Below are 255 nucleotides of genomic sequence, written 5' to 3'. Positions count from 1 at the left end.
ATCACGTTCTTGCGAAAAAAGCAGAAACGCTTGATGAAGCAAGAGAAAAGCTAATTGAAGTCATGAAAAACGGTAAAGCACTTGAGAAATTCAAGGAATTCTTAGAAAACCAAGGTGGAGACGGCTCGATTGTAGATCAACCAGAAAAACTGCCGCAAGCCCCTTACCAAATCGAAGTTCCTGCAAAAGAAGCAGGTGTCGTTGCTGAAATCGTCGCAGACGAAATCGGTGTTGCAGCGATGATTCTTGGAGCAG

General features: G+C 43.9%; 1 pseudogene. It reads left to right on the top strand.

The features are described from left to right. A pseudogene (deoA, locus tag SB658_RS25655) lies at positions 1–255 on the top strand (pyrimidine-nucleoside phosphorylase); the annotation flags it as partial.

The organism is Bacillus sp. SIMBA_008 (assembly GCF_046535495.1).
GTDB lineage: Bacteria > Bacillota > Bacilli > Bacillales > Bacillaceae > Bacillus > Bacillus subtilis.
This window is presented reverse-complemented; position numbering and strand designations above follow the sequence as displayed.